This window comes from Pseudomonas sp. KBS0707 (assembly GCF_005937945.2).
Classification (GTDB): domain Bacteria; phylum Pseudomonadota; class Gammaproteobacteria; order Pseudomonadales; family Pseudomonadaceae; genus Aquipseudomonas; species Aquipseudomonas amygdali.
This window is the reverse complement of record NZ_CP041754.1, coordinates 1,404,021-1,424,054: the sequence shown is the minus strand read 5'-3', so window position 1 is coordinate 1,424,054 and position 20,034 is coordinate 1,404,021. Positions and strand designations below refer to the sequence as shown.

The window sequence follows — 20,034 nt, the reverse complement described above, 5'->3', positions numbered from 1 at the left end:
ATTTTTTTGCGCAACGCCGTTTTTATCACTACAGCTTTTGGCACAAACGCGTCAGCCCCTTTTACAAGGGAACCGAATCTTGGCCAGGCCCCACTCAGCGGTCATGACCAGGCTCAGAACCGTCCTATGAAAATCGTCGCCCCGCCTATATTGCCAACCCACACGGTCACGCCGATTCGCGCCGTCACGCCCGCTGCGCGAGCGATTCCCGGGACCCTGTCGTCGGAAAAAGGCACGTCATCGCAACAGGTCTCGCGCTTCGCCGCAGCACTGGTGCGAAACAGCCGGATACTGCGCCAGCGCGAACTGATCGCAAGCAGAAATGCACTGCAATCACGGGCCGTCAAACTGGGTGAGCTCTATCAGTTGTTGATGAGCGCCAACGATACCGGTCTGGATAATGCCGCGAGGCTGCTGCGCAAAAAACTGCTGCAAGAGAACGACACAGAACTGGAACAGGTTCTGGAATTTGCCGATGGCGATGCGGCCAAGGCCCACGTGGTGCTGCAAGCGGCGCGCAAACAGGCTGAGGAAGATGGAGCTGAAGGCGAGTACGTGGCGCTCACCCAAACGCTGAAACAGTTGCGACGCAAGTTCGGACCACACGCCCGGGCAGGCATTAATACTGCCAGGGCGTTCGGGCGGCAGAACGTCGACAACAAACGCCGTACCGCGTTGCGCAACCTTTATGGCGTAGCGGTTTCCGGACAGCCAAACGTGACCGGCCTGATCGAAGCCTTGATCAACGAGCAGGAAGAGACCGGCGACTTCGACCTCAACCTGCGCGACATGCGCAGAGCCATTGCCGACGATCTCTCGGCGATTACCCCTTCGGCATCTCATGAACAGCTGCGCACGTTGATGCACGGGCTGACCACAGCACGGCACGTGACGACGTTGTTGCGCGGTTGTGAACACCTGCTTGGGCGCATGCGCAACAAGAACCCTGACCTGAAGGTGGATCCGCCAGCCTTTCTCAAACACTTGCTGACCCTGACGGCCAATGGAATGAACGTGAACCAGACCCTGCAACTGACTCAACACATCGGCGGTGCGAGGCTCAAGAACCAGCTGGCATTTCTCAATGGCTTGCGGCCGATGCTGATGCAATTGCCCATCCTGCTCTGGAAGGACATGAAAAGCCGCCAGGCTGCGCTGAATAACCTGCTCACCCTGATGGCAGAACTGACTCAACAGGAACAGAAGCAGCTTTTTGAGGGGCTTGCCGGATGAATCAAGTCATCAACTTTCTGAACATGATTGCCCTGTCGGCCATGCGCCGGTCAGAGCTGGTCGGCGCATTCTTCGTCATCGCCATTGTCTTCATGATGATCACCCCCCTGCCCACCGGGCTGGTTGATGTGTTGATCGCGGTGAACATCTGTATCTCGTGCCTGCTGATCATGCTGGCGATGCATTTGCCAAGACCGCTGGCATTCTCGACCTTTCCGGCCGTGCTGTTGCTGACCACCATGTTTCGTCTGGCGCTGTCGATTTCCACAACACGATTGATCCTGCTCAATCAGGACGCCGGGCACATTGTCGAAGCCTTCGGCCAGTTCGTGGTGGGTGGCAACCTGGCGGTGGGCCTGGTGATCTTTCTGATCCTGACAGTGGTCAACTTTCTGGTTATCACCAAAGGTTCGGAACGGGTCGCCGAGGTCGGCGCGCGGTTCACGCTGGACGCTATGCCCGGCAAGCAGATGTCGATCGACAGTGATCTGCGCGCCAACCTGATAACCGTTCAGGAGGCGCGCAAGCGTCGCGCCGAGCTGAACAAGGAAAGTCAGTTGTTCGGAGCCATGGACGGCGCGATGAAGTTCGTCAACGGTGATGCCATTGCCAGCCTGATCATCGTTGCCATCAACATGATCGGCGGTATTTCCATCGGCGTGTTGCAGCACAATATGAGCGCGGGCGATGCGTTGCAGCTGTACACCGTGCTGACCATCGGCGACGGCCTGATTGCACAGATCCCGGCGCTGCTGATCTCCGTAACCTGCGGCATGATCATCACCCGCGTACCCAATACCGAGGCTAGCGCGGAGGCCAACATTGGCCGTGAAATCGCCGAACAGATTACCAGCCAGCCCAAGGCATGGATCATCGCCGCAGTGGCCATGCTCGGCTTCGCGGCTCTGCCGGGTATGCCCACGGGAGTATTCATCACCATCGCGATCATCTGCGGTGCCGGTGGCATGCTGCAGTTGCAACGGGCAAGACCCAAGCCCGACGAACAACGCGCCACTGCCGTCGCCCCGGAAATGAACGGCAAGGAAGACCTGCGTACCTTCTCACCCAGCCGGCAGTTCGTCCTGCAATTTCACCCAGGCCAGGACAGCGCACAGATCGAGGCACTGATCAGCGAAATACGTCGGCGACGCAATAGACTGGTGGTGCAATACGGTCTGACCCTGCCGTCGTTCATCATTGAACATGCCGATCATCTTCCTCCGGACGAGTTTCGCTTCACCGTCTACGACGTACCCATGCTCAAGGCGACATTTACCCAGTCCCATGTCGCCGTGGACGCCCGCCAACTGGGTGGTGAAAACCTCCCGGCGGCGATTCCGGGCAATACCGACCGCCAGGAAGATCAATGGGTGTGGTTGCCCGCCGAGCAGTGCGGTGAGCTGAACCCGGTCAGCGCCATGACCCTGATCGTCGAACGCATGGAACGCGCATTGCAGTCCTGCGCGCCTCAGTTCATCGGCTTGCAGGAGACCAAAGCAATCCTCAGCTGGCTGGAATCCGAGCAGCCGGAGCTTGCACAAGAGATACAGCGAGTGCTCACGCTGACGCGCTTCTCGGCGGTTCTGCAACGTCTCGCGTCGGAGCGCGTACCGCTCAGAGCCATACGGCTGATCGCCGAGACCCTGATCGAGCATTGCCAGCATGAACGCGATACCAACGTGCTGACCGACTACGTGCGCATCGCGCTCAAATCGCAGATCTACCACCAGTATTGCGGTGCCGAAGGCCTGCAGGTGTGGCTGCTCACGCCGGAAAGCGAGGGCTTGCTGCGCGACGGTCTGCGCCAGACACAGACCGAAACGTTCTTCGCACTGAGTAACGAGATCAGCCAGATGCTCGTGCAACAAATGAATATCGCATTTCCGGTGCGCGCGCCCGAACAGGCGGTACTGCTGGTCGCGCAGGACCTGCGCAGCCCACTGCGGACCTTGTTGAGGGAGGAGTTCTATCACGTTCCCGTACTGTCTTTCGCAGAAATCAGCAACGCGGCCAAGGTCAAGGTAATGGGTCGCTTCGACCTTGAAGACGATCTTGAGCCAATAGACAACGAGCACGCAGCTTGAGCCTTTCAGGCTTGAGCAAAGGGAGACTTTCAGATGTTTGAATTACGCGTACTGAACGGTCAGCACCAAGGCGCAGCCTTGCCACTGGTGGGCGAGCAATGGTCGATTGGCTCTGCCGCGCAACACGATCTGGCACTGGACGACGCAGGAGTGGAAAGCCTGCATTGCCGCCTGCAACGCCTGGACGACAGCTGGACACTGAACGCTGAAGAAGGCGCGGTGTGCGACGAAGAAGGTAACGCCCGGCCCGGTATTGATCTGACACTCAACACTGCATTCTTGTTGGGCTCAGTGTGGCTGTGCGTTTCGCCCGCAGGCGATGAGTGGCCTTCAGTGCCAGCGGTCATCCCGAAACAGCCACAGGCCGACCCCGAGCCTGTGCGCAATGATGTGCCGCTGAAAAAGGTCAAGTCGCGCTCGCAATTGCTCATCCGTACCACAGGGATCATCGCCGGCTTGCTGGTGGGCGTCATCGGCAGCGCCTGGAGCCTGACCCGCCCGCCCGCCATTGCAATGTACCAAAGCCCCGGCCACATGGCCTCGGTCACAGCAGAGGCACCGGTAGAGACATCTCCTACACCGGCAAAGATCATCAAACCCGTGGCCGATAAACGCATACGCCTGACCAGCGCGGATGCGGTACGCCATCAGTTGGGCACCATGCTCAGCGACCGGCTGCTGACCGATGTCAGCGTGGAAGAAACAGCCGAGGGGCTGGTGCTCAACGGCGATCTCAAAGAGGAATCCCTGCTGGTCTATCAACGCATGCTGCAGCGTTTCAAGGACCGCTATGAGTCGCCGGTGACGGTGTTCGACAACGTCGCCAGTACACGCAGCGCCCTGCCCTTTGTGGTGGTTCAGATCATGACCGGCCCGCATGCGCATCTGGTGACTGCAGACGGCCGCCGTATTTATGTGGGTGACGAGGTGGATGGCTTGCGCCTGACGCGAATCGACAATCAGCGCCTGCAATTCGACGGCAATCGGCACATTGAGGTGAACTGGTGAATGCTGCACTGAGCCAGTGGAAAGACGCCCACGCAGCACGCTTGCGTGACTACAGCGCCGTGCGCGTCAGTGGCCGGGTCAGTGCAGTGCGCGGGATTCTGCTGGAATGCAAGATTCCTGCGGCCAAGGTGGGCGATCTTTGCGAGGTGAGCAAAGCCGACGGCAGTTTTCTGCTGGCTGAAATCGTCGGTTTCACTCAGGAATGTACGCTGCTCAGCGCCTTGGGCGCACCCGACGGAATCCAGGTCGGTGCTCCGATCCGCCCGCTGGGCATCGCCCACAGGATTGGCGTTGACGACAGTTTGCTGGGCTGCGTCCTGGATGGCTTCGGACGTCCACTGCTCGGTGATTGCCTCGGTGCTTTTGCCGGGCCGGATGATCGTCGCGAAACACTGCCGGTGATCGCCGACGCCTTGCCGCCCACCCAGCGCCCGCGCATTACCAACGCCCTGCCCACCGGGGTACGCGCCATCGACAGCGCCATTCTTCTGGGCGAGGGTCAACGTGTGGGGCTGTTCGCCGGTGCTGGCTGTGGCAAGACCACACTGATGGCCGAACTGGCCCGCAACATGGGCTGCGATGTCATCGTCTTCGGGCTGATCGGCGAACGGGGCCGCGAGCTGCGCGAGTTTCTCGACCATGAACTGGACGAAACCCTACGCGCCCGCTCGGTGCTGGTCTGTGCCACCTCTGATCGCTCAAGCATGGAGCGCGCACGCGCAGCGTTCACCGCGACCGCTATCGCCGAAGCATTCCGCGCACGAGGCCAGAAAGTGCTGTTGCTGCTCGACTCCCTGACCCGGTTTGCCCGTGCGCAGCGGGAGATAGGGATTGCCTCGGGCGAACCGTTGGGGCGTGGCGGCCTGCCACCCTCGGTTTACACCTTGCTGCCACGCCTGGTCGAGCGCGCCGGCATGAGCGAGAACGGCTCGATCACCGCACTCTACACCGTGCTGATCGAGCAGGACTCGATGAACGATCCGGTGGCGGATGAAGTGCGTTCACTGCTCGACGGGCACATCGTGCTGTCCCGCAAGCTGGCCGAGCGCGGGCATTACCCCGCCATTGACGTATCCGCCAGCATCAGCCGGATTCTCAGCAATGTCACCGGCCGCGAACACCAGCGAGCGAACAATCGTCTGCGCCAGCTACTGGCTGCCTACAAACAAGTGGAAATGCTCCTGCGGCTGGGCGAATACCAGGCCGGTGCAGACCCGGTGACCGATTGCGCGGTGCAACTGAATGACGACATCAACGAATTTCTGCGCCAGGACCTGCGTGAGCCGGTGCCCTTGCAGGAAACCCTGGACGGGTTGCTGCGGCTCACTTCCAGACTGCCGGAGTAACGATGGAAGACACACTGGAAGACGATCCGCAGCGAGCAGCACTGGAACAGGTGATCAGCTTGCTGACCCCGCTGCGCCAGCATCGTCAGGCGAGCGCTGAACGGGCTCATCGCCACGCGCAGGTGGAACTGAAATCGATGCTCGACCACTTATCAAAAATACGGGCATCGCTGGATCAGGAACGTGACAACCACAAGCGGCGTCGCGAGGGCCTGTCTCAGGAACACCTGGAAAAGACCATCAGCCCGAACGATATCGACCGATGGCATGAGAAAGAAAAACACATGCTCGACCGCCTGGCCTGTATTCGGCAGGACGTGCAGCAACAGCAATTGCGGGTAGCCGAACAGCAGGCGTTGCTTGAGCAGAAGCGCCTGCAAGCCAAAGCGTCTCAGCGCGCGGTCGAGAAACTCGCCTGCATGGAGGAGACGCTCAACGAAGAAGGTTAAGTGACGATGACCGCACCGATCAAACACCCGGCCAAAGCGCCAACGGCACCACCCGTAGTGCATGCCACACAGCCTTCTGCGCCCGCGCAGCGCGCACCGGACAAGGCTGATGACAAGCCACCGGCTTTTGGCAGCACAACGCGTACCGACATGCCGAAGGTCCGCTTCGCACAAAACCGTTCGGCGACAGAGACACCGGAGAGCGCCGACGGCCTGTTCTTTTCCCAACTGCTGATACCTCAGGTCGGTGAAGAGCCTGATCAGCAAGGTTTCGGCGGCAGCAGCATCGCCCTCCCCGCACACGCCGAAAATGTACCGACCCAATTGATCGACGAGCTGGCGCAGCGCTTGCCCGAACAGCCCGCCGGCCCGCTGGCGTTTACCCTGCTGATGCCCAGCCTGGGGACAGTACGCGTCAATGCCGAAAAAACCGAACACCGTTGGAGCATCCAGTTGGGCTTCGCCCGTCGCGACGTTCTGAAACGTTTGCAGGGTCATACCGGCGCATGCCGTGACTCACTGTCGCGGGCACTCGGCCATGACGTTGAGCTGGACCTGCATGAAGATCTTGCAGCATGAGCGCGCTGCGTCTGCGCAAGGTCGATGCCCTGCTGGCTCAGGCCACGCGTGAGCTGGGTGCCGGTCAGAGCCTGGGCTTCAGCGCCGCAGGTCAGGACGCCGAACTGACCCTGTTGCCACTGCTTGCCGACGCAGGCGAACCGGCAGGTGCTGTCTGGCTGAGCACAGCCATCGGGCCCCTGTTGCTGAGCGACGCCGAAGCGCTGCTCAGCCTGCTGGGCGATATCCCCCTTACGCTCGGGGGCGAGCAACAAGCCTGGTACTGGCAGCTGTTCAATCAACGCCTGAGCCCGACTGTTGCCCGACTGCTGGCACCGGTCGAACCCCTGCACAACAAACCGCAAGCACCCACCCTGGGCTGCCGGGTTCAGATACGGCGTGGTGGTGAGCAGCTTCACGCGCACATGCATGCCACGCCCGACACACTGCTCAGGCTGCTGCGATCAGCGTCCTGGCAAGCCCGCACGCGCACTGTGGACGAGTCCTGGTCAGTGGCCAGCCCCCTGATCATCGGTGAAATGTCGCTGACCCGGGAACAAATCGCCTCGCTGCGCCCCGGTGACGTGGTACTGCCCGCCCACTGCCAGTTCGACAGCGCCGGTCAAGGGTTCCTGAGCCTGGCAGGGCGGCAATGGGCGGCGCAGACCGACCAGCACGCGCAGCGTCTTTTTTTGCGGCTCAGTCATGAGGAGCACCGCCACCATGAGTACTGAAGATCTGTATCAGGAAGATGTCGAGATGCTCGACGACTATGAAGACCCGTCGACTGAACAGCACTGGTCCGAAGAAGACGGCGAGCCATCCGGGTATGCGACGGCCGAACCGGACGATCACGCAGCGCAGGAAGAACAGGACGAGCCCCCGGCACTCGATTCGCTGGCACTGGACCTGACCCTGCGTTGCGGCGAGCTCAGGCTGACGCTCGCCGAACTGCGCCGGCTGGATGCCGGGACTATCCTTGAAGTCACCGGCATTTCGCCGGGGCACGCGACGTTGTGCCATGGCGAACAGGTGGTGGCCGAGGGTGAGCTGGTGGATGTCGAGGGTCGCCTGGGTCTGCAGATTACCCGCCTGGTGACCCGATCATGATCATGGAGGGCGTAAACCCGATCATGCTGGCGCTGTTTCTTGGCTCGCTGTCACTGATCCCCTTTCTGTTGATTGTCTGCACCGCCTTTCTGAAAATCGCCATGACCCTGCTGATCACCCGCAACGCAATTGGCGTTCAGCAGGTGCCGCCGAACATGGCCCTGTACGGCATCGCCCTGGCCGCAACCATGTTCGTCATGGCCCCGGTGGCGCATGAGATCCAGCAGCGGGTCCATGAACACCCGCTGGAACTGGGCAGCGCCGACAAGCTGCAGAGCAGTCTGAAAACAGTGATCGAGCCACTGCAACGCTTCATGACCCGCAATACCGACCCGGATGTGGTCGCCCATCTGCTGGAAAATACCCAGCGTATGTGGCCCAAGGAAATGGCCGATCAGGCCAACAAAAACGACCTGTTGCTGGCGATTCCGGCCTTTGTGCTGTCGGAACTGCAGGCCGGTTTCGAGATCGGTTTTCTGATCTATATCCCTTTCATCGTCATCGACCTGATTGTCTCCAACCTGCTACTGGCCCTGGGCATGCAGATGGTCTCGCCGATGACCCTGTCGTTGCCGCTCAAGCTGCTGCTGTTCGTGCTGGTGTCGGGTTGGTCCCGACTGCTCGACAGCCTCTTCTATTCGTATATGTGAGGCGGCCATGGAAGCGTTGGCGTTGTTCAAGCAAGGCATGTTTCTGGTCGTCATCCTGACCGCTCCGCCGCTGGGTGTCGCTGTGCTGGTCGGGGTGCTCACCTCGCTGCTGCAGGCACTCATGCAGATTCAGGATCAGACGCTGCCCTTCGGCATCAAGCTCGGGGCGGTCGGGCTGACCCTGGCCATGACCGGCCGCTGGATCGGCGTCGAGCTGATTCAGTTCATCAATATGGCCTTCGACCTGATTGCACGGTCCGGGGTCAATCACTAAATGCCCTTCGACGCCCACGAAGCGTTCCAATTCATGCTGGGCATGGGTCTGGCGATGGCGCGCCTGCTGCCGTGCATGCTTCTGGTGCCAGCCTTCTGTTTCAAATACCTGAAAGGCCCGCTGCGCTATGCGGTAGTGGCCGTGCTGGCGATGGTCCCGGCCCCCGCAATCAGCCGCGCGCTGGGTTCTCTTGACGATAACTGGTTTGCCATCGGCGGCCTGATGATCAAAGAGGCGGTACTGGGCACGCTATTGGGGCTGTTGCTGTATGCGCCGTTCTGGATGTTTGCCTCGGTCGGCGCCCTGCTCGACAGTCAGCGCGGGGCGCTCAGCGGTGGCCAGTTGAACCCGGCCCTCGGTCCGGACGCCACACCGCTGGGCGAGTTGTTTCAGGAAACCCTGATCATGCTGGTGATTCTCACTGGCGGTCTTTCACTCATCACTCAGGTCATCTGGGACAGCTACAGCGTCTGGCCACCGACTGCCTGGCTGCCGGGCATGACCGCAGGCGGTCTGGACGTCTTTCTGGAACAGCTCAACCAGACCATGCAACACATGCTGTTGTATGCCGCGCCCTTCATTGCCCTGCTACTGTTGATCGAAGCCGCGTTTGCAATCATCGGCCTGTATGCACAGCAACTGAACGTATCGATTCTGGCCATGCCAGCCAAAAGCATGGCCGGCCTGGCCTTTCTGTTGATCTACCTGCCAACGCTGCTGGAGCTGGGCACCGGTCAACTGTTGACGCTGGTTGATCTGAAGTCGCTGCTGGCGCTTCTGGTGCAAGTGCCGTGAGTGAAAAAACCGAAAAGGCTACCCCCAAACAGATACGTGACGCTCGCGAAAAAGGTCAGGTGGGACAGAGTCAGGACCTTGGCAAACTGCTGGTACTGATGGTCGTCAGTGAAATCACCCTGGGCCTGGCCGATGACAGCGTCGACCGGTTGCAGGCCTTGCTCGCACTGTCTTTCAAAGGTATTGACCGGAGCTTCGCTGCATCCGTCGAGCTGATCGCCAGCGAAGGCCTTTCCGTGTTGCTCAGCTTCACGTTATGCAGCGTCGGCATGGCCATGTTGATGCGCCTGGTCAGCAGCTGGATGCAGATCGGCTTTCTGTTCGCGCCCAAGGCCTTGAAGCTGGACATCAACAAGATCAACCCCTTCTCGCATGCCAAGCAGATGTTTTCCGGGCAGAACATCCTCAACCTGCTGCTCAGTATCCTCAAGGCTGTTGCCATTGGCGCGACCTTGTACATGCAGGTCAAGCCCGCGCTGGGCGCTCTTATCCTGCTGGCCAACAGCGATCTGACGACGTACTGGCACGCATTGGTCGAACTCTTTCGTCATATTTTGCGCGTGATTCTGGGGTTGCTGCTGGTCGTCGCCATGGTCGACTTCGCCATGCAGAAATACTTTCACGCCAAGAAGCTGCGCATGAGCCACGAGGACATCAAAAAAGAATACAAACAGTCCGAAGGCGATCCTCATGTCAAAGGCCATCGTCGACAACTGTCCCATGAAATCCTCAACCAGGAGCCCAGCGCCGCCCCCAATCCGGTGGAGGAAGCAGACATGCTGCTGGTCAACCCGACGCACTACGCGGTGGCGCTGTATTACCGGCCAGGCGAGACGCCTCTGCCGCTGATTCATTGCAAGGGTGAGGACGAGGAAGCGCTGGCGCTGATTGCTCGGGCCAAAAAGGCCGGTATCCCGGTGGTGCAGAGCATCTGGCTGACAAGAACGCTGTACCGCGCCAAGGTGGGCAAATACATCCCTCGCCCCACGCTGCAAGCTGTCGGGCACATCTACAAAGTGGTTCGCCAGCTGGATGAAATCACCGATGAAGTGATTCAGGTTGAGGTGGAGCTTTAAGCTGGGAGCTGCAAGCCAGGCGTAACAGGTGCTTATGCACCAGCCTCCCCCACGCCCTGTTTCAACCTCTAGCGTCTAGAAGATTGCGTCCCCCTCAACATTACCTTGACTGTGGCTCGTGCCCGCAGCTTTCACCTGCCCCAAAAAAAGACCGCCTCCTCTGCAGGGGCGGTCTTCTTTCATGCTGACAGAATTGCCTAAGCCAGGTGTTCTAGGCCTGCCAGCATCAACTCATGTCGCCGTATGTCATCCAGGTTGGTGACGGCATCCGGCGCGTCGCTTACGGCATGCCACACTACAAAATCACGCTGTACATCCAGAAACAGAAAGTAGTTACGGAACCGCTCGGCCTCTGAGAACCTCATTTGCAGCGCCTCTCTCAGTTGCTCGGGACGCAGCGCACGCCCTTCGATGTGCAGCGCGATGCCCCAGTCATGATGCTCACGCCGACTGACGAAGGACACTCGGTTTGCCACCGGCCAGACAGCAGGGCTCTGGGCAGCGACGTTGTAGTAGAACGCCGCTTTTTCCTTTACCTCAATCATTTCTAATCCTTTAACTTCACGACTGTGTAATCCCGCTCGTGGTCCTGGTCGTCCAGACCGTCGCGCATGTCCGGCGGCCACCAGATGACCAGTTCGCGGTTTGTGGAGTCCGGACGTTTGCAGGCAACTCCCGTACAGCCATGGGTGGCACACCCCGACAGGGTAGCGAACAGCACCAGCACAACTGCAATGCTACTGATCTTCATGGTTTCGCTCCCTTGAGCAGTGATGGCCGACTCTCTTTCGCCATTTTCGATATCTGTGGCTGGCGCACAGCGATATACACCTCGCTCTCTTCGCCCGGTTGCAGCCAGGCGTGAGGCCAGGCGGCAACGCCGATGACCCAGCGACCGCCGCATCGGCTCTCGTCAATACGTACCGGTTTGTCGGTATTGTTGTGCGCCACGACAACCGCAACACCCCAATCCTTTCTGGCGTACCACTGCGAACGTTGACCGTCGAGCGTCAGTCCCGCGCCCGGATCACAAAGGCTATCGGTTTCAAATGGCAGTGTTTCGCCGGTACGCATACCCACGGGGGCAGTTCCATCGACCATCTGGGTGAAGACCTTCTGAACATCGCCACGGGTCGGCAACTCTCCACCGTCGCGTCGCTCCTTGATCCTTTTCATCTGATCATCGACGTCATGCGGGTTGCCGTTTTGCACATAGCGAGCCGGGTTGACCTGATCACCGATCAGGCGCGGGGTCAGAATGAACAGACGTTCGCGCTGGCTCAGTTCACGGCTGCGGGACTGGAACAACAGCTTGCCGATGTAGGGAATGTCGCCCAGCAAGGGAATCTTGTGGACCTTGTCATTGGCTTCCAGCCCGTGGAAACCGCCGATCACCAGCGAACCATGTTCGGCGATGACGGCCTGGGTGCTGACGTTGCCTTTGCGCACACTGGGTTGCGTATCGTTGATATCGGAGATATCGATCTGGCCGTCTTCAATGTCGACAATCAGTTGCACCTGAGGCTTGCCATCGTGGTCCAGTGAACGCGGGATCACCTGCAGACTGGTCCCGGCGGTGATGGGCTCGATATTGGCGACGCGTTCTGACGTCGCCGTGATGTATTCAGTCCGGCTGAAGTCAATGACAGCCGGCTGATTTTCCAGGGTAAGAATGGATGGGTTGCCGATCACGGACGCTGAACCGTTGCCTTCCAGCGCATGCAACTCTGAAGAAAACTTGCCCGCGTTCTGAATGAACATCGTCGAACTGGTGCCCGCGTCGAACAGGTTGACGCCTCCGCCGACGCTGCCTGCGTTGAAATTCCAGCGACTGGAGAGCTCCGCCAGCTCGTTGCGATCAATGTCGAGGATCACCGCATCGATTTCGATCAGGTTGCGTGAGACGTCCAGTTCCTTGATGAGTTTCTCGTACATCGGCTTGCGCGACGGCAAGTCATAAATCAGTACCGCGTTGTTGCGCACATCGGCTGTTACACGAATGTTCGCGCGGCCACCGGAACGGCTTTTCCCGGATTTCTTGCTGCCGCTGCCATAGCTCAACACCCGATCAAGGCCCTGTTGCAAGGCGCCGGTATCGATGCCGCTGGAATCCAGAGGCAGGCTTTGAGTGTCCGCGTCGCCACCCGCGAGTCCGGCATTTGCGCCACCGTGCCCCAACAGGTTGATGCCATTGATGGCTTCGCCGCGAGAACGCGTGTCGAGCAAATCCTGAAGAATGCTGGCGACACCCGCTACTGTCAGTTGTTGATCACGATAACGAATGGTCCGGTCCGACGCGTTGGCGTATTTGAGCGGAAACACAACAATGTCTTGCTTGTCGCCCTTTTCCGGCGTCTCGACTTTTTTGCTGTAGTCACGAACCAGTTCCACGTATTTTGCCGGGCCGCGAACCAGCACCACACCCTCGTTAGGCAGGACGCCCCAGCCAAAGCGTTTATCCAGCAGGCCTACATCGGTCAACGCCGTCTGCAAGTCATCTACCGCATCGGATGAGACTTCTACGCGCGCCGAGGTGTGTTCGCTGGACGGGCTGACGTAGAGCGTGTCGTTATAGACAAACCACTGGAAGTGGTATTCCTGGCCAAGCCGGTCGAGAAACTCTTCCGGGCTCTGGGCACGAATCCGGCCATCGAGCGTTCCTGGAATGGACGGCATGTCCAGCGCCATGCCGAACTCTTTGGCAAAGTCAGCCAGCGCCGTGGTCAGTTCAGTCTGCCGGGCGTCGTAGGCGTAAGCCGTGTGTTTCCAGGCTTCGGGGGTGACCGCCCATGTAACAGGGGTCAACCCGATCAACAATAAAGGCAACCACATCAAGGCCTTGCGCATTTCAAACTCCCGGTTGCCGGTGATTGAGGGTCGTGCGCCCGGATATCGCGGGCGTCATGTCGCCAATGGTGGTCTGCATCAGGCTGAGCAAGGCCGCACGCTGATTGGCCAGGCTTTCAAGGCGAGCGAGTAGATCGGCGAGGTTGCAGGGGTTGGGTATCCAGGTGACCAGGACCATGCAGCGGGTCTGCGGATCAATGGCGAAGGCGCCATCACAGGCACACGCAAGGCTGGCACCCCCGTGGCTGAGCAACGCCTCGATGCGTTGGGAGTCATTGGCATCGTAGGGATCGAGCAGCTCAATGCTGCAACGTATTCCATGACCAACCACTTCCAGGCGGACGTTGGCGTCGTCGACCCAGCAGTCCAGCGCAGTCGCTGGACGCTGATCACACCACTGGCCGACGACCTCAGCGAACTCACTGAAATCCATCGATGACATTTTTGGTCATTTTGTAGCCGGCTTGCTGGCACTGGTCAGCGATGTTGGAACTGACAGCGGCTTGCTGACTTGCCTCACCGAAGGCATCAATGTCATCGGCAGTGAAATGTCCGTTGCCACCCTCAAGCACGTCATCCACGTCGGACAAGGCGCGATTCAGCGTGCTGTCGAGGTTATTTTGCAGAGATTTGAAACTTATCATGTCCTTTTACTCCAGCAGGAAGGTTCAAACCTTGAGTGGAGCAAACGGCTGGAGCGGTTCCATTTTCGGCGCAAGAGCCTGTTTCAGGCAGACGAGTCACGGCCTGCCAGCCCGTTGCGCAGCGTCGCCCAATCGATGTCGAACGCGCCATTGGCATCGCTCAGACGCAGGCGTTCGGTGGTCAGCGATGCGTCGCGCTTAAGCTGCCAGTATTGGGCAAACCGGCTGTCAGCCAGCCACTCGGCGACCGGCTCGGCCATGTCGGGATGAACGCTGAGGGTCGCCACCGCTTCGTTGAGCTGACTGGCCGCGAGATTTTTCACCAGTGCCCTGGCGCGCTCGGCCAGCGTCGTGTCGTCAAGCAGGTGCCGAAGCGACTCGCTGAGCAATTCCTCTACGGCAGCCATTGCTTGCTGCTGTAACACTTCACGCTGCACCTGCAGTTCAGCGAGGAACGCATTGGCGTTTTCCCAGAAGCTGGCCAGCGCCTGCTGATGCACAAGGTCGGCCTTCTGTTGTTCGAGAACCAGCATTTGCTCTGCCTGGCGCTGCGCGTCGGCTAGAACATCACGAGCCAGCAGGCTGTTGGCAATGTCTTCACGACGCAGCACAGGTTCAGGCAGAAGCGCAGTGGCAGTCAGCGTAATACTGCGTTTGGCGAGCATGGGGAATTCCTGATACAGAGCGAACCGGATCGAATTCAAACCGCCGTGACACGCCATAAAATGGCCTGCCACAACGTCTGAAGTTTATTCTCGGGTGCCTCGCACGGGCTGTCGGGAAGCTCATCTGGCGCCCAGGCCAGACGCAATCGCGACCAATACTCAGGCCCCAGCCAGGCCCCCAACAGCAAGCGAGGGTCTTCGTTGGCAAGTTCCAGCCAGACGCCGGGGCGCAGCGCTTTGGTCAGCGCCCAGCACCATTGCCCGTCAGCGCCATCGCTTTCATTTCGGCAAAAGCAGATGCGCCGGGCCAGATCCAGCGCCCGCTCACGCTGTAAAGGTGTCAGCGCCAGCCAGCGCAACACCGGCTCAGCAGGCATCGGCGGTTGATCTGGTTCAATGCCAACACTCTGCAAAAATACGCTGTGACGACTGGCTATCAGCCCATCACAGTCACTGAGTGTCAGGCCGCAGTTCAAGGCAAAACGGCTTTGCCAGTCCGGATGCGCAAACTGCCAGGGGTTGCACCACCATTGAACCCAGTGGTCCTCGGCAATCAGCTCCATCAGGCACGCGCCGGTACGGTTGAGCGACTCCGCGCGCCGAACCCGATCCGCCGAAGCAGCGCGGCACGCCAGTCACTGCGCAGCAGCAGCGCAATAATCAGCAGCAATACGACAACACCGGCCGGTACCAGCCAAAGCATCAGGTGCCAGAACGGCAACTCTTCGCTGTCGAGCTTGAACGGTCCGAAGCTGGCCCATTGCGTCGTTTCCTGAAACTCGGTGGCCGGTACAAAAACGATGGAAAATTTCTTCGATTCTGCCGATTGCGCAGACATGCCGGGGATGCTGCTGGCGACCATCTGCTGAATACGCCCACGCACACTGTCCGGGTCCAGCGCAGCCGAGTGCTTGATGAATACGGCCGCGGAAGCAGGTTGCACCGGCTCGCCCGGAGCGATGCGCTCCGGCAGCACCACATGCACTCTGGCCACGATGACACCGTCTATCTGCGACAACGTGGCTTCAAGCTCCTGAGACAGGGCATAGATGTAGCGGGCACGCTCTTCGAGAGGAGTCGAGATGACCCCTTCTTTCTTGAAGATGTCGCCCAGACTGGCGCGCGACTGGCGTGGCAGGCCGGCAGCGTTAAGCACACGTACGGCGCGGTTCATGTCGCTGGTTGCGACCGTAACCACGACACCGGTCTTTTCAAGGCGCTTGCGCGCATCGATGTGCTGATCCGCAAGGCGTGCAACCACCTCGTTGGAGTCCTGCTCGGACAAGCCAGTGAAAAGATCGGTTTCATCACTGCACCCGCCAAGCAACAACATGCAAAACAACAGCAGCCCTGCGCTCAGAAATTTCACGAGAACCTCTACTGCAGGTTGGTCAGCTTGTCGATTGCCTGCGCAGTCTTGCTGACGACTTTGGTCGTGAGCGCTGTCTGCAGCGAGCATTGCGACAATGTGCGAGTCATCGCCGCGATATCCAGTGCCTCTCCGCTGCCCGAGGCCTTTTTCATGGAGCGCATGGCTTGCTGGGACATTTTTTCGGTTTCGCCCAGACCGCCGGAAATCGCGCTGGCGATATGCTCGGAAAGCGGTGCACCGCTTGAAACATTATCCGGGCGCGTTGCGGCGGTGAAGATATCGACATCCGCCTGGGGAGGTTCTGAAACGAGCCCTTGTGGCACATCCTGCCCAAGTTCCGGCGAGATGTTTTTAACATTACCAAGGTGGGAAACGGTCACTTGAGTTCTCCGTCAGGCGGGTATCAGTCAGGCAGCAGCCTGGTTTTTAGTGCTTTGCAGCAGCATGTTGACCAGCAGCAAGGCAACTTGAGCAGCGCTGGACTGCACGCCGGTCCCGGTCTGGCCAGCATCCTGAAGCGTCGCTTCCAGACCTTTCTGCAACAAGCCACCGAGTAACTGACCCAGGTCCTGATTCGGCTGTTCGCCGCCAGGCACAAGGGCAGTATTGGCGGTGCTCACAGGTGTTCCCAAGCCGCCACCGGCCAATACCGATTGCAGTCCCCGGTCTATCAGCTCACCGATCAACTGGCCCACATCACCATTGGAATTGCTGTTGCTGGCGGGGCCGGTGTTAGCGTCGATAAGCGGATCACCCAGTGAACCAGGCGAATTTTCCGTATTGCTCACAGGGCTGCCCAAGCCACCACCGCTGCTATCGCCCGCCAGACCGCCGGCTGCATTCTGTTGACTGCCCAATTGCTGGCCGATGATGTCGAGTGCCGAGCGGAACTGCGCTGTTTCGTCGCCGTCGAGGAAGTTATCTTCCTTGAGTTCGTTCACCCACGAACCCGAGTCCGGTTTGGGAAACTGTGCGGGGTTGTCGTCCATGAACTCCGCGATCTTTTTCAGCATCGGCATGTCGTCCTCGGAAAAACGAGTTCCGTCATCCTGCTTGGTCAGAAGATCATTCAGCATCGACTTGGCCAGGCCATTGAGCACCTGTGTCATCAAGTCGTGTTGTCCGGTATCCGAGGCGTTGTCGGCAGAAGCACCAAAATTGTCGCCCAGCTTTTCGTGGATAAGCGTGTCCAGCGCAGCCTTGATGTCCTCGAGGCCGCCGCCAGCCTTGCCACTGGCGGCCATCGCTTTGCCGAGCAACTTGCCCAATGGCGAACTCTCGTCCAGTTGACCATTGTGAGTCAGCTCCTGGGCAAGCTGCGCAATCACTTCCTGAAGCGCCCGGCTGGATGTACTCGACCCGGTTGTCTCGGTTTCAGGACGGATCAGAACGAGCGCCATCGACGGGCTTTGCAGCGTGCTGCTGTTAAGACTGAGACTCTGCATCACAACCTCCTCAAAGTAGCAGCCCCCTCTGTGTGAAGGGGGCATTCAAGAAATCAGAACTGGACGACCGAGTTCCGGATCTTGCTCGCAACGATTTGGTTGGAAAGCGCTTCTTTCTTGTCTTCGAAGCCCGCCAGCATGCTCGTCTCACGCAGCAGGCCGTTCTCTTCGTTCGCAGTGCCGTCAAGCTCGGCGCTTTTTGCATCACCTTTACTGATGCTCGAGCGGGTAGCATCGATACTGTCAGTGCTACCCGTGTTTTTGGTCAGTGCAATGTTGCGGTCGGCGCTGCTCTTGACGCTGTTGATACCCTGCGCAGCGCCACCCACTGTGTTAACGACGCCGCGCCCCGCGTTAGTCAGAGAACTCATGATGTTCATAACGTGATACCCCTTGGTCTGTACCAGCGTAATTGCTTGGTACAGATAGGTGGTAACGACCCTTAAATCGGTTCCAGCGCTCTGCAAAAAATCAGATCTGCAACTCCTTGATACGTCGATAGAGCGTGCGGCGTGGCATGTCCAGCTCCAGGCTTGCCGCATCAATGCAGTTACGGTGGCGCTTGAGTGACTGTTGAATCAGGGCCTTTTCAATCGCCCTCAGCTGGGATTTGAGCCCACAGGCCAAGTGTTCTTCACTCTGCGGGTCGACACCCAACACCGGGAAACCCAATACATGGCGCTTTGCAGCAGCCTTGAGCTCACGGATATTGCCGGGCCACTCATGCCCCAACAGCACCTGCTGAAGCAGCGGACAGACATCGGCAGAGGCGACGTTCAGTTCTTTGGCAGCTGCGGCCATAAAGCGCTTGAACAAGGGCAGAATGCGCTCAGGCTGTGTGCGCAAGGGTGGCAGCTGGAGTGTCAACACGTTAAGGCGAAAGTACAGATCCCGACGAAATTTCCCCTGCTCGACGGCATCATCCAGAGACGACTGGGCCGAAGCGATCACGCAGACATCCAGCTTGATCGTCGATGTCGAACCCAGTCGTTCCAGTGCTCGGGTTTCCAGCACCCTCAGCAGCTTGGCCTGCAGGCTGAGCGGCATGCTGTCGATCTCATCCAGATACAGCGTTCCGCCTTGTGCCGCTTCGATGTAGCCGACTCTGGAGCGGTCAGCACCGGTGTACGCACCGCTGACCACTCCAAACAGCTCACTCTCTGCCAGCGACTCCGGAATCGCAGCGCAATTCATCGCAACCAGGCGACCTTTACGGCCAGATATTGTGTGAATGCGCTGGGCAATAGTGTCTTTGCCAGTCCCGGTCTCGCCTGACAGCAACACATCGATACCGAGTTGCGAAATGCTTTCAGCGACGATCCCCAGATTTGGAACACGCTCCTCGTCTAGGTCGTCATCAAACCCCTCATCAAGATCCATCACATGACCCCCGAGACATAAGCTTTTTGGACTCCAGCCGTTGCTGCGATCTATGCAGCAACTCCCAACTCCTTCATGCGGTGGTAAAGCGTACGTCTCGGCAGTTCGAGCTCCTGAAGCACGGCGTCGACATTGTGTCGATGCCGTTTCAACGCATCCTGAATAAGCATCTTTTCGATCACGCGCATCTGCATGCGCAGACCTGTCACCGGATCGCGCGCATCCATTGGCTCGGCCCCCAGCAGCGGGAACCCCAATACAAACCGCTTGGCTGCGGATTTCAGTTCGCGCACGTTGCCCGGCCAGTCATGGCTGAGCAGGATCTGCACACGACCGTTGTCCAGTACAGGAACGGGACGTTGGAACTCAGCGGCAATCTCCTGGGTGAACTGGTCGAACAATGGCAGGATCTGTTCGCGACGTTTGCGCAAGGCTGGCAAGTGAAGCGTCAGCACGTTGAGCCGAAAAAACAGGTCGCGACGAAAAAGTCCTTGTTCCACCAGTTCATCCAGAGGGCGCTGGGCGGAAGCAATCACGCGCAGATCCAGTGGAATGAATTCGGTTGAGCCCAGCCGCTCGACCCCCCGGCTCTCCAGCACGCGAAGTAACTTGGCCTGGAGGCTAAGCGGCATACTGTCGATTTCATCGAGGTAAAGCGTGCCGCCGCTGGACGCTTCGATGTAGCCCTCGCGAGCGCGGCAGACACCGGTAAATGCGCCATTGACGACACCGAATAACTGGCTTTCTGCCAACGATTCGGGGATGGCGGCGCAGTTCATGCCGACAAAGGGCCCGGACCTGCTGGACAGCTCATGAATGCGATTGGCCAGGGTGTCTTTACCCGTCCCGGTTTCCCCGCACAGCAGTAAGTCCATATCCAGAAACGCGCTGTTCATTACAATTTGATGACCAGCGGATAATGCAGTTACGTCCCAATACTCTCGGACGCCCTTATCAATGTCTGTGCTCATCGATCACTCTCACTGTGGGTGGCAAGCGGACTATTAATACCACGTCTTACAAGGCACACATATAGTAATTTAGTTCCCCATAAAATGAGAAAAAGCTCACAAAGTTGAGAATTATTATCATAGTAAT

25 protein-coding genes are annotated in these 20,034 nt (G+C 59.0%); 12 read left to right on the top strand and 13 right to left on the bottom strand.

Going from position 1 to position 20,034, the window contains the following annotated elements; all coding sequences use genetic code 11:
* Window positions 1-126 precede the first annotated feature (126 nt).
* From sctW to sctU, 12 genes are read left to right on the top strand one after another with little or no spacing between them, the layout of a single operon-like run.
* Complete coding sequence (sctW, locus tag FFH21_RS06715) at window positions 127-1,233, top strand: type III secretion system gatekeeper subunit SctW (protein WP_004666084.1); 1,107 nt, start codon at window positions 127-129, stop codon at window positions 1,231-1,233.
* Window positions 1,230-3,317 carry a type III secretion system export apparatus subunit SctV gene (gene sctV / locus FFH21_RS06710; protein ID WP_004666085.1) on the top strand — a complete coding sequence of 696 codons (2,088 nt, stop codon included), beginning with the start codon at window positions 1,230-1,232 and terminating at the stop codon, window positions 3,315-3,317. The genes sctW and sctV overlap by 4 nt, the downstream gene beginning before the upstream one ends.
* Window positions 3,318-3,350: 33 nt before the next feature.
* The gene (gene sctD, locus FFH21_RS06705) at window positions 3,351-4,325 is read left to right on the top strand and encodes a type III secretion system inner membrane ring subunit SctD (protein WP_011167995.1); all 975 of its coding nucleotides are present in this window, start codon (window positions 3,351-3,353) and stop codon (window positions 4,323-4,325) included.
* A complete protein-coding gene (locus FFH21_RS06700) occupies window positions 4,322-5,671 on the top strand; it encodes a FliI/YscN family ATPase (protein WP_004666087.1) in 1,350 nt (449 codons plus the stop codon). Before sctD ends, FFH21_RS06700 begins: the two co-directional genes overlap by 4 nt.
* A 2-nt stretch (window positions 5,672-5,673) precedes the next feature.
* The gene (locus tag FFH21_RS06695) at window positions 5,674-6,120 is read left to right on the top strand and encodes a hypothetical protein (protein ID WP_004656232.1); all 447 of its coding nucleotides are present in this window, start codon (window positions 5,674-5,676) and stop codon (window positions 6,118-6,120) included.
* 6 nt (window positions 6,121-6,126) lie between these two features.
* Window positions 6,127-6,699: a type III secretion system HrpP C-terminal domain-containing protein gene (locus tag FFH21_RS06690; protein WP_004656231.1), complete on the top strand. Its 573-nt coding sequence runs from the start codon at window positions 6,127-6,129 to the stop codon at window positions 6,697-6,699.
* Window positions 6,696-7,412, top strand: coding sequence for a type III secretion protein hrcQa (locus tag FFH21_RS06685; RefSeq protein WP_011167994.1), 717 nt, complete (start codon window positions 6,696-6,698; stop codon window positions 7,410-7,412). The genes FFH21_RS06690 and FFH21_RS06685 overlap by 4 nt, the downstream gene beginning before the upstream one ends.
* Complete coding sequence (locus FFH21_RS06680) at window positions 7,402-7,788, top strand: FliM/FliN family flagellar motor switch protein (RefSeq protein ID WP_004666088.1); 387 nt, start codon at window positions 7,402-7,404, stop codon at window positions 7,786-7,788. Before FFH21_RS06685 ends, FFH21_RS06680 begins: the two co-directional genes overlap by 11 nt.
* Complete coding sequence (sctR, locus tag FFH21_RS06675; RefSeq protein ID WP_002552414.1) at window positions 7,785-8,438, top strand: type III secretion system export apparatus subunit SctR; 654 nt, start codon at window positions 7,785-7,787, stop codon at window positions 8,436-8,438. Before FFH21_RS06680 ends, sctR begins: the two co-directional genes overlap by 4 nt.
* 7 nt (window positions 8,439-8,445) lie before the next feature.
* Window positions 8,446-8,712 (top strand): type III secretion system export apparatus subunit SctS, encoded by a 267-nt coding sequence (gene sctS, locus FFH21_RS06670; protein ID WP_002552413.1) that lies wholly within the window; start codon window positions 8,446-8,448, stop codon window positions 8,710-8,712.
* The gene (gene sctT, locus FFH21_RS06665) at window positions 8,713-9,507 is read left to right on the top strand and encodes a type III secretion system export apparatus subunit SctT (RefSeq protein ID WP_004656223.1); all 795 of its coding nucleotides are present in this window, start codon (window positions 8,713-8,715) and stop codon (window positions 9,505-9,507) included.
* Window positions 9,504-10,583: a type III secretion system export apparatus subunit SctU gene (gene sctU / locus FFH21_RS06660; protein ID WP_004666089.1), complete on the top strand. Its 1,080-nt coding sequence runs from the start codon at window positions 9,504-9,506 to the stop codon at window positions 10,581-10,583. Before sctT ends, sctU begins: the two co-directional genes overlap by 4 nt.
* Before the next feature lie 197 nt (window positions 10,584-10,780).
* Here sctU and FFH21_RS06655 read toward each other — a convergent pair whose 3' ends face one another.
* The 13 genes from FFH21_RS06655 to FFH21_RS06595 form a co-directional block, all read right to left on the bottom strand.
* The gene (locus tag FFH21_RS06655; RefSeq protein ID WP_054073215.1) at window positions 10,781-11,128 is read right to left on the bottom strand and encodes a hypothetical protein; all 348 of its coding nucleotides are present in this window, start codon (window positions 11,126-11,128) and stop codon (window positions 10,781-10,783) included.
* A 2-nt stretch (window positions 11,129-11,130) separates the two neighbouring features.
* Window positions 11,131-11,334, bottom strand: coding sequence for an HrpT family type III secretion system protein (hrpT, locus tag FFH21_RS06650; protein ID WP_002552409.1), 204 nt, complete (start codon window positions 11,332-11,334; stop codon window positions 11,131-11,133).
* Window positions 11,331-13,430 carry a type III secretion system outer membrane ring subunit SctC gene (sctC, locus tag FFH21_RS06645; protein WP_004656220.1) on the bottom strand — a complete coding sequence of 700 codons (2,100 nt, stop codon included), beginning with the start codon at window positions 13,428-13,430 and terminating at the stop codon, window positions 11,331-11,333. Before sctC ends, hrpT begins: the two co-directional genes overlap by 4 nt.
* A gap of 1 nt (window position 13,431) precedes the next feature.
* A complete protein-coding gene (locus tag FFH21_RS06640) occupies window positions 13,432-13,863 on the bottom strand; it encodes a type III secretion system protein HrpG (protein WP_004656218.1) in 432 nt (143 codons plus the stop codon).
* Window positions 13,850-14,074 carry a type III secretion protein gene (locus FFH21_RS06635; RefSeq protein WP_002552406.1) on the bottom strand — a complete coding sequence of 75 codons (225 nt, stop codon included), beginning with the start codon at window positions 14,072-14,074 and terminating at the stop codon, window positions 13,850-13,852. The genes FFH21_RS06640 and FFH21_RS06635 overlap by 14 nt, the downstream gene beginning before the upstream one ends.
* A gap of 83 nt (window positions 14,075-14,157) precedes the next feature.
* Window positions 14,158-14,739: a type III secretion system stator protein SctL gene (sctL, locus tag FFH21_RS06630; protein WP_002552405.1), complete on the bottom strand. Its 582-nt coding sequence runs from the start codon at window positions 14,737-14,739 to the stop codon at window positions 14,158-14,160.
* 35 nt (window positions 14,740-14,774) lie between these two features.
* Window positions 14,775-15,302, bottom strand: coding sequence for a hypothetical protein (locus tag FFH21_RS06625; RefSeq protein WP_004656207.1), 528 nt, complete (start codon window positions 15,300-15,302; stop codon window positions 14,775-14,777).
* Window positions 15,302-16,108, bottom strand: a complete 807-nt coding sequence (gene sctJ, locus FFH21_RS06620; RefSeq protein WP_004656206.1) for a type III secretion system inner membrane ring lipoprotein SctJ — start codon at window positions 16,106-16,108, stop codon at window positions 15,302-15,304. Before sctJ ends, FFH21_RS06625 begins: the two co-directional genes overlap by 1 nt.
* Window positions 16,109-16,116: 8 nt before the next feature.
* Window positions 16,117-16,491 (bottom strand): type III secretion system inner rod subunit SctI, encoded by a 375-nt coding sequence (gene sctI, locus FFH21_RS06615; RefSeq protein WP_002552402.1) that lies wholly within the window; start codon window positions 16,489-16,491, stop codon window positions 16,117-16,119.
* A 27-nt stretch (window positions 16,492-16,518) separates the two neighbouring features.
* Window positions 16,519-17,556, bottom strand: coding sequence for a type III secretion system effector HrpZ (hrpZ, locus tag FFH21_RS06610; protein WP_011167991.1), 1,038 nt, complete (start codon window positions 17,554-17,556; stop codon window positions 16,519-16,521).
* A gap of 53 nt (window positions 17,557-17,609) precedes the next feature.
* Window positions 17,610-17,936 carry an Hrp pili protein HrpA gene (locus FFH21_RS06605; protein WP_011167990.1) on the bottom strand — a complete coding sequence of 109 codons (327 nt, stop codon included), beginning with the start codon at window positions 17,934-17,936 and terminating at the stop codon, window positions 17,610-17,612.
* 91 nt (window positions 17,937-18,027) lie between these two features.
* Window positions 18,028-18,936 carry a sigma 54-interacting transcriptional regulator gene (locus FFH21_RS06600; RefSeq protein WP_004656195.1) on the bottom strand — a complete coding sequence of 303 codons (909 nt, stop codon included), beginning with the start codon at window positions 18,934-18,936 and terminating at the stop codon, window positions 18,028-18,030.
* A 50-nt stretch (window positions 18,937-18,986) separates the two neighbouring features.
* Window positions 18,987-19,907, bottom strand: a complete 921-nt coding sequence (locus FFH21_RS06595) for a sigma 54-interacting transcriptional regulator (RefSeq protein ID WP_011167989.1) — start codon at window positions 19,905-19,907, stop codon at window positions 18,987-18,989.
* Window positions 19,908-20,034: the final 127 nt, after the last annotated feature.